This is a genomic window from Streptomyces sp. WAC05292 (assembly GCF_003949955.1).
Taxonomy (GTDB): Bacteria; Actinomycetota; Actinomycetes; order Streptomycetales; family Streptomycetaceae; genus Streptomyces; species Streptomyces globosus.
Window position 1 is genome coordinate 1 of sequence record NZ_RPSE01000309.1, and the last position, 7,741, is coordinate 7,741.

Consider the following 7,741-nt stretch of genomic DNA (forward strand, 5'->3'; position numbering starts at 1 on the left):
GTGCGGCTGCGGCCCGGCCCGGCCCCGGCCCGGGCCGCAGCCGCACCGGCCCCGGCCCCTGCGCCTGCGCCTGCGCCTGCGCCGCACGGTACGGGCGCCGCCCCGCCGGCGGCGGGCGCCGAGGCGAGCCGCGCCTTCGACGCGGGCCCCGCGCGGGCCGCCCTGCGGCGCCTGCTGCCGCGGCACGCAGCCCAGTTCACCCTCGTACCCGACCGGGCGGCCGGCCCGGACACGTTCACCGTCTCCGGCCGGACCGGCGCGATCACCGTCCGCGGCTCGACCGGCGCGACCCTGCTGACCGGCGTCGGCTGGTACCTCCAGCACGTCGCCGGGGTCGACATCGGCTGGCCCGGCGAGAGCACCGGCATGCTGCCGGCCCGCCTGCCCGCCGTGCCCGCACCCGTCACCCGCGCCGCCCACGTGCCCCACCGGTACGCCCTCAACGACACCGACGACGGCTACTCGGGCCCGTACCGCACCTTCGCGGAGCACCAGCGGCAGATCGACCTGCTCGCCCTGCACGGCGTCAACGAGGTGTTCGTGCAGGTCGGCGCCGAATACCCGTATTACCGGACCTTCCAGCGCTTCGGCTACACGCCCGCGGAACTGCGCGCGTGGATCCCCGGCCCCGCCCACCAGAGCTGGTGGCTGCTGCAGAACCTGAGCGGCTTCGGCGGGCCCGTCTCCGAGCGCGTGATGCGCGAGCGCGCCGCCATCGGCAGGAGGGTCGCCGAGCAGCTCCGCGGCCTGGGCATGACCCCGGTGCTGCCCGGCTACTACGGGACCGTCCCGCCCGGCTTCGCCGCCCGCAATCCGGGAGCGGCCACGGTGCCGCAGGGCGACTGGGCGGGCTTCGAGCGGCCCGACTGGCTGGACCCGTCCTCGCCGGTGTTCGCGAAGGTGGCCGCCGCCTACTACGCCGAGCAGCGCGCGGTGTTCGGCGACAGCACCATGTACCGGATGAGCCCCCTCCACGAGGGCGGCACGGCCGGACCGGTGGACGTACGGGCGGCCTCCGGCGCCGTCCAGGCCGCCCTGCACGCCGCGCACCCCGGGGCGCTGTGGGCGGTGCTGGGCTGGCAGGACAGCCCCCGGCAGGAGCTGCTCGCGGGGACGGACACCTCGAAGCTGCTCATCCTGGACGGCCTGTCCGACCGGTACAACCGCCTGGACCGCGAGGCCCGCTGGGGCGGCGCCCCGTACGCGCTCGGCACGATCTACAACTTCGGCGGGCACACCACCGTCGGCGCCAACACCTCGGTGTGGCTGGACCGGTTCGGCGCGTGGCGGGCCAAGGAGGGCAGCGCACTGCGCGGCACGGCCTACCTGCCGGAGGCCACCGGCACCAACCCTGCCGCCTTCGACCTGTTCACGGACCTCGCCTGGGAGCCGGGGCCGATCGACCACCGGGCGTGGTTCGCCGCGTTCGCCGCCCGCCGCTACGGGCGGCCCGACAAGGAGGCGGCCGCGGCGTGGGAGGAGCTGCGCAAGGGGCCCTACAGCACCTCGTCCGGGCTGTGGTCGGAGTCCCAGGACAGCCTGTTCACGGCCCGGCCGAGCCTGACCGCGGCCACGGCCGCGTACTGGAGCCCCAAGTCGATGCGCTACCCGGCCGATTCGGTGCGCCGGGCGCTGGACCACCTCCTGAGGGTGGACCCGCGGCTGCGCGGATCGAGCGCGTACCGGTTCGACCTGGTGGACACCGCCCGGCAGGCTCTCGCCAACCACTCGCGGGTGCTGCTGCCGCGGATCCGCGCCGCGTACGCGGCCCGCGACCTGGCCGCGTTCCGCGAGCTGACCGCCGCCTGGCAGGAAGCCGAGCGCCGGCTGGACGCGCTGGCGGGCTCCGACCCGAACCTGCGGCTCGGCACCTGGCTGTCCGCCGCCCGCTCCTGGGGCGCGGACCGCGCGGAGCAGGACCGGTACGAGTACGACGCCCGCTCGATCCTGAGCGTGTGGGGGCGGCGCAGCACCAGCGAGGGCGGGTTCCTGCACGACTACGCGAACCGCGAATGGAGCGGCCTGGTGCGGGAGTTGTACGCGCCGCGCTGGGCGGCGTACTTCGCCTCGCTGGAGGAGGCCCTGGTCGGCGGGACCGCGCCGCGCGAGATCGACTGGCACGCCTTCGAGGAGGAGTGGGCCCGTCGCACGACCCGGCACCCCTCCGGGGCGCAGGGGCCGGCCGGGGACCCGTACGCGCTCGCCTCCGGCGTGGCCCGGCTGCTGGCGGCCGCAGGGTAGCGGGCCCGCCCGCACCGGATTCACCCGTTCGGGGGAATTGGGCTCCTCCTGGGAGGGAGAACCCGGCATCCGCCCGCCAGCCGGGGCGGGTGCTCGCTTCACTGTCCCGGAAACGAAGGGGGCGGCCGCCGGGGAGTCCGGGGCCGCCCCTTCCGACGCCGCGACGGCATGACACGGGCAGGAGTGCAGCGAGCATGTCCCACACCGGACACGAGCGGCCCGGCCGGTCCGGGCAGGCGGACCCCGCGCAGGACGCACCGGCCGCCGCCGGAGGCCGGGAGGCAGCCGCCGCGCCGCCGGCGCCGGCCCCGCCCGCCGCCGATGAGCGGGTGTCGGATCCGGTGCGGGAGGACGCCCACCGGGTGCCGGGCGTGCCCCGGCCCGGCGAGCCGATCGAGCTGCTGACGGACGGGGTGGTGGAGCTCCGCAAGCGCGGGGGGCTCGCCGCGCGCCCGGCCGGCCCCGCCGGGGCCCCGGGACCGGAGGCGGAGGACCGGCTGGAGACGGTGGCCCGGCAGGCGGCCGAGCGCGTCGCGGCGGAGGGCAACCCGCGCGTGTGAGCCGGAGGGGGCGCGCGGCGGGACACTGGAAGCGTCGGGCGACCGGTCGGCGGACGGACTGCGCATGGCGGGCGGGAAGACGGTATCCGGGCGGCGGCGCCTCCACCTCGGCGGCGCCGTCTGCGGGCTCCTCGCGGCGTGCGCGGGCCTGGCCGCGGCGGAGCTGGCCGCGGCAGCGGTCCGGCCCGAGGCGGCCCCGGTCGCCGCGGTGGGCGGCACGCTCGTCGACCTCGCCCCGGCGGCGGTGAAGGAGTGGGCGGTCCGCACGTTCGGGACCGCCGACAAGCCGCTGCTGGCCGCCGGGATCCTGCTCGTCCTCGCCGCGGTCGCCGCTGCGGCCGGCGTGCTCGCCGCGCACCGCCCCCGGGCGGGCGCGGCCGCCGCCGCCGGCGTCGGGCTCCTCGGGGCGACGGCCGCCCTCGGCCGACCGGGGGCCTCCTGGCAGGACGCGCTGCCGTCGGCGGCGGGGGGCCTCGCCGCCGCGGCGGTGCTCTACGGGCTCGTCCGCGCCCTGCGCCGGCCCGGGCCCGCGGGTGCGCCGCCCGGCGGGGCGCGGGGGATGGACCGGCGCGGCTTCGGCCGGCTCGCGGCGGGCGTCCTCGCCGCCTCGGCGGTCGCCGGGTACGCGGGCCGCCGGCTCGGCGCGCACGGCTCGGCCGGGGCCACCGCCTCCCGGGCCGCGCTCGTCCTGCCGCCGCCCGCGGTGCCCGCGCCGCCGGTGCCGCCCGGCGTCGACCCGCGGGTGCCGGGGGCGTCCCGGTTCTTCACCCCGAACCGGGAGTTCTACCGGGTGGACACGGCCCTGGTGGTGCCGCCGGTGGACGCGGACGCGTGGCGGCTGCGGATCCACGGCGAGGGCGTCGACCGCCCGCTGGAACTGGGCCTGCGCGAGCTGCTGCAACGTCCTCTCGTGGAGGGCGACATCACGCTGGCGTGCGTGTCGAACGAGGTCGGCGGCCCGTACACGGGCAACGCCCGCTGGCTCGGCGTCCGCCTGGCCGACCTGCTGCGCGAGGCCGGGGTGCGGCCGCCGTCCGAGGGCGGCCCCGCCGACCAGCTGGTGGCGCGGTCGGTGGACGGGATGACGCTGGGCACGCCGGTCGAGACCGTCATGGACGGCCGGGAGGCGCTCCTCGCCGTCGGGATGAACGGGGAGCCGCTGCCGTTCGCGCACGGCTTCCCCGTCCGGATGGTGGTGCCCGGGCTGTACGGGTACGTGTCGGCCTGCAAGTGGCTGCGTGAGCTGCGGCTGACGACCTTCGCCGCGTACGACGCGTACTGGGTGCGCCGGTCGTGGGCGGCGCGGGCGCCCGTCAAGACGCAGTCCCGGATCGACACCCCCCGCGCGTCCGCCCGGCTCGCGGCGGGCCGTATCGCGGTGGCGGGGGTGGCGTGGGCGCAGCACCGCGGCATCTCGCGGGTGCAGGTGCGGGTCGACGGCGGCCCGTGGCAGGAGGCCCGGCTCGCCGCCTCGGGCGGAGTGGACGCCTGGCGGCTGTGGTCGTGGCCGTGGGAGGCCTCCCCCGGGCGGCACACGCTCCGGGTGCGGGCGGTGGACGGCACGGGGGCCGTGCAGACGGCGGCCCGCGCCCCGGTCCTGCCCGACGGGGCGACGGGCCTGCACACGGTGGCCGTCGACGTTGTGCCCCCCGGATGGGGCGGGTCGGCATAGGGTCGGGGCATGGCGCAGACACGGCAGACGCTTGACGGGAAGGTCGCCTTGGTGGCCGGTGCGACGCGGGGTGCGGGGCGCGGCATCGCGGTCGAACTGGGCGCGCAGGGCGCGACGGTGTACGTGACGGGGCGCAGCACGCGCGGCCGGCGCTCGGAGTACGACCGGCCGGAGACGGTGGAGGAGACCGCGGAGCTGGTCACGGCGGCGGGCGGGAAGGGGATCGCGGTCGTCGCGGACCACCTGGTGCCCGAGCAGGTGGAGGCCCTGGTCCGGCGGATCGACGCCGAACAGGGGCGTCTGGACGTGCTGGTGAACGACATCTGGGGCGGCGAGCTGCTGTTCGAGTGGGACGGCACCGTGTGGGACCACGACCTGGACAACGGGCTGCGGCTGCTGCGGCTCGCCGTCGACACCCACGCCATCACGAGCCACTTCGCGATGCCGCTGCTGCTGCGGCGGCCGGGCGGGCTGGTGGTGGAGATGACGGACGGGACGGCCGAGTACAACGCGAGCCGGTACCGGGTGTCGTTCTTCTACGACGTCGCGAAGTCGGCGGTGCTGCGGATGGCGTTCGCGCTCGGCCACGAGCTGGGCCCGCGCGGGGCGACGGCGGTCGCGCTGACGCCGGGCTGGCTGCGCTCGGAGATGATGCTCGACACGTTCGGGGTGACCGAGGCGAACTGGCGGGACGCCCTGGAGCGGGTCCCGCACTTCGCGATCTCCGAGAGCCCCGCGTACGTGGGCCGGGCGGTCGCCGCGCTCGCCGCCGACCCGGAGGTGGCCCGCTGGAACGGGCAGTCGCTCTCCAGCGGGCAGCTGGCCCGGGTGTACGGGTTCACGGACCTGGACGGGAGTCGGCCGGACGCCTGGCGGTACCTGGTCGAGGTGCAGGACCCGGACCTGCCGGCGGACACCGCCGGCTACCGCTGACCCGCGGCGGCCCCGTCGGCGGGCGGGTGGAAGAACCGGGCCACGTCGGCGTCGGACACGTCGGCGAGCGCGGCCGGGTTCCAGCGCGGGCTGCGGTCCTTGTCGACGACCTGGGCGCGGATGCCCTCGACGAGGTCGGGTGAGCGCAGGGCGTTGCAGGAGACCCGGTACTCCTGGTCGAGGGCCTCCTCCAGCGAGGTGAGGGCGGCGCTGCGGCGCATCGCGGCGAGGGTGACCTTCAGCGCGGTCGGCGACTTGGCGAGGATCGTCTCGGCGGCCTCCTTGGCGGCCGGGTCGTCCTCGGCGAGGAGCCGGTCGACGGTCTCCTCGACGGTGTCGGCGGCGTGGCAGCGGTCGATCCAGTGCCGGCGGGCGGCGAGGACGCCCGGGGCGGGTTCGGTGGCGAACCGGGCGACCGCCTCGCGGGCGGGGGCCTCGGCGAGGGCGGCGGCCAGGTCGGGGAGGCGTTCCGCGGGCACGTGGTGGTCGGCGAGGCCGCACAGCAGCGCGTCGGCGGCGCCGACGGCCGAGCCGGTGAGCGCGAGGTGCGTGCCGAGCCGGCCGGGGGCGCGGGAGAGCAGCCAGGTGCCGCCGACGTCGGGGACGAAGCCGATGCCGGTCTCCGGCATGGCGACGCGGGAGCGCTCGGTGACGACGCGGACGCTGCCGTGGGCGGACACGCCGACGCCGCCGCCCATGGTGATGCCGTCCATGAGGGCGACGTACGGCTTGGGGTAGCGGGCGATCAGCGCGTTGAGCCGGTACTCGTCGCGCCAGAAGGCGGCCGAGGCGGAGGTGCCGGCCTTGGCGTCGTCGTGGATGGCCCGGATGTCGCCGCCCGCGCACAGGCCGCGCTCGCCGGCGCCGCGGAGGAGGACCTGCTCCACCTCCGGGTCGTCCGCCCAGGCGCGCAGGACCTCCTCCATGCGCAGCACCATGGGGTGCGTGAGGGCGTTCAGGGCCCGGGGGCGGTTGAGGGTGATCACCCCGGTGCGCCCCTGCCGGTGGGACAGGACGTGGTCGGCGGCGTCTTCGCTGTTCACGGCAGCCAGTATGGACGGTCGGGTGCGGGGGCGGGAGCGGTGGGCCCGCCAGGCGTCCAGGGCCTCGGCGCGGGGGCTGCCCGGGTGGCGGGCGTGCCAGTCGCGCAGGAAGCCGTTGAACTCGAACTGGTCGCCGATCCGGCGGGGTCGGGCGGCGTCGGCGCGGGTGGCGTGCCAGTGGGCGACGGCATCGGCGAGGGTGCGGCCGGCGCCCTGGGCGATGTAGTCCCGCATGGCCGCGTCGAAGTGGAAGGCCGGCCCGATCTCGCGGGTGAAGAATGCCCTGAGGACCTGGCTGCACCGCTGGCCCTGCGGGATGACCGTACGGCCGTCGACGGGTGCGGCGAGCTGCCGGCCCGCCCCGCGGGGGGCGGGCCGGGGCGGCTCGGCTGCCGGGCGCCCGTCGAGAGCCGCGGCCAGCCGCTCGGTCACGGCGGCCTTGCCGCCGCGGGCGGGGACTCCCATGGCCCGGGCGAGGGCGGTGAGTTCGGCGAGCGTCCAGTACCAGCGCCGCAACTGGGCACCGGTCAGTGCCGCCGTCAGGGAGGGGCGAACCTCCCCCTCGTTCGTACTCATGTTCGCATCATAGGGGCGCCGGACACGCCCCCGCCGCGGCCCGGCGCCCCTCCCGGCCGGAGGGCCGCGCCTACCGGGCCCCAGGGGTCGCGGCGAGGGAGTGCAGGTAGCGCATCAGCGTCATGAGCACGTCCCGGCTGGAGTCGCGGCGGCGGGCGTCGCAGACGACGAGCGGGACCGACTCGGGCAGGTCGAGCGCGGCGCGCAGTTCCTCCAGCGGGTGTTGGGGCGCGTCGGGGAAGGCGTTGACGGCGACGACGAAGGGCACGCCGCGCTCCTCCAGGCGCCCGATGACGTCGAAGCTGACCTCCAGCCGGCGGGTGTCGACCAGGACGACCGCGCCGAGGGCGCCCTCGAACAGGCCGCGCCACAGGAACCAGAAGCGCTGCTGCCCGGGGGTGCCGAAGAGGTACAGCACCAGTTCCTCGTTGATGCTGATGCGGCCGAAGTCCATGGCCACGGTGGTGGAGGTCTTGCGCTCCACCCCGGCCGTGTCGTCGACGCCGACGCCTGCCTGCGTCATCGTCTCCTCGGTGGTGAGCGGGCGGATCTCGCTCACGGAGCCGACCAGGGTCGTCTTGCCGACGCCGAAGCCGCCGACGATGACCACCTTGACGGCGGCCGCCGCCGTGGCCGGGAGGGCGTCCTCGGCGCGGTCGTCCTGGTCGACACCCGCCGGCTGGAGGTCAGCTTCGACGTCATCGGGCGCCTGGAGG

Annotated in this window: 6 protein-coding genes and 1 pseudogene; 4 read left to right on the top strand and 3 right to left on the bottom strand. The window is 77.1% G+C overall.

Annotation, left to right across the window (positions count from 1 at the left end; all coding sequences use genetic code 11):
- The 4 genes from EF903_RS24895 to EF903_RS24910 form a co-directional block, all read left to right on the top strand.
- A partial coding sequence (locus EF903_RS24895; RefSeq protein WP_312845958.1) for an alpha-N-acetylglucosaminidase occupies window positions 1-2,241 on the top strand: 2,241 nt, incomplete at its 5' end.
- Between the two features lie 194 nt (window positions 2,242-2,435).
- Window positions 2,436-2,801, top strand: coding sequence for a hypothetical protein (locus tag EF903_RS24900; protein ID WP_125546754.1), 366 nt, complete (start codon window positions 2,436-2,438; stop codon window positions 2,799-2,801).
- Between the two features lie 64 nt (window positions 2,802-2,865).
- Window positions 2,866-4,473: a molybdopterin-dependent oxidoreductase gene (locus EF903_RS24905; protein WP_125546757.1), complete on the top strand. Its 1,608-nt coding sequence runs from the start codon at window positions 2,866-2,868 to the stop codon at window positions 4,471-4,473.
- Between the two features lie 9 nt (window positions 4,474-4,482).
- Entirely contained in the window at window positions 4,483-5,406 is a 924-nt protein-coding gene (locus EF903_RS24910; protein ID WP_125546759.1) for an SDR family oxidoreductase, read from the top strand.
- Here the strand turns inward: EF903_RS24910 and EF903_RS35460 are convergent.
- From EF903_RS35460 to EF903_RS24920, 3 genes and pseudogenes are all read right to left on the bottom strand, one after another.
- Entirely contained in the window at window positions 5,397-6,461 is a 1,065-nt protein-coding gene (locus tag EF903_RS35460) for an enoyl-CoA hydratase/isomerase family protein (protein ID WP_399421627.1), read from the bottom strand. The genes EF903_RS24910 and EF903_RS35460 overlap by 10 nt on opposite strands.
- A gap of 216 nt (window positions 6,462-6,677) precedes the next feature.
- Window positions 6,678-7,025: pseudogene (locus EF903_RS35465) on the bottom strand (hypothetical protein); the annotation flags it as partial.
- Window positions 7,026-7,095: 70 nt separating this feature from the next.
- Window positions 7,096-7,635, bottom strand: a complete 540-nt coding sequence (locus EF903_RS24920; protein ID WP_125546763.1) for an ATP/GTP-binding protein — start codon at window positions 7,633-7,635, stop codon at window positions 7,096-7,098.
- Window positions 7,636-7,741 lie beyond the last annotated feature (106 nt).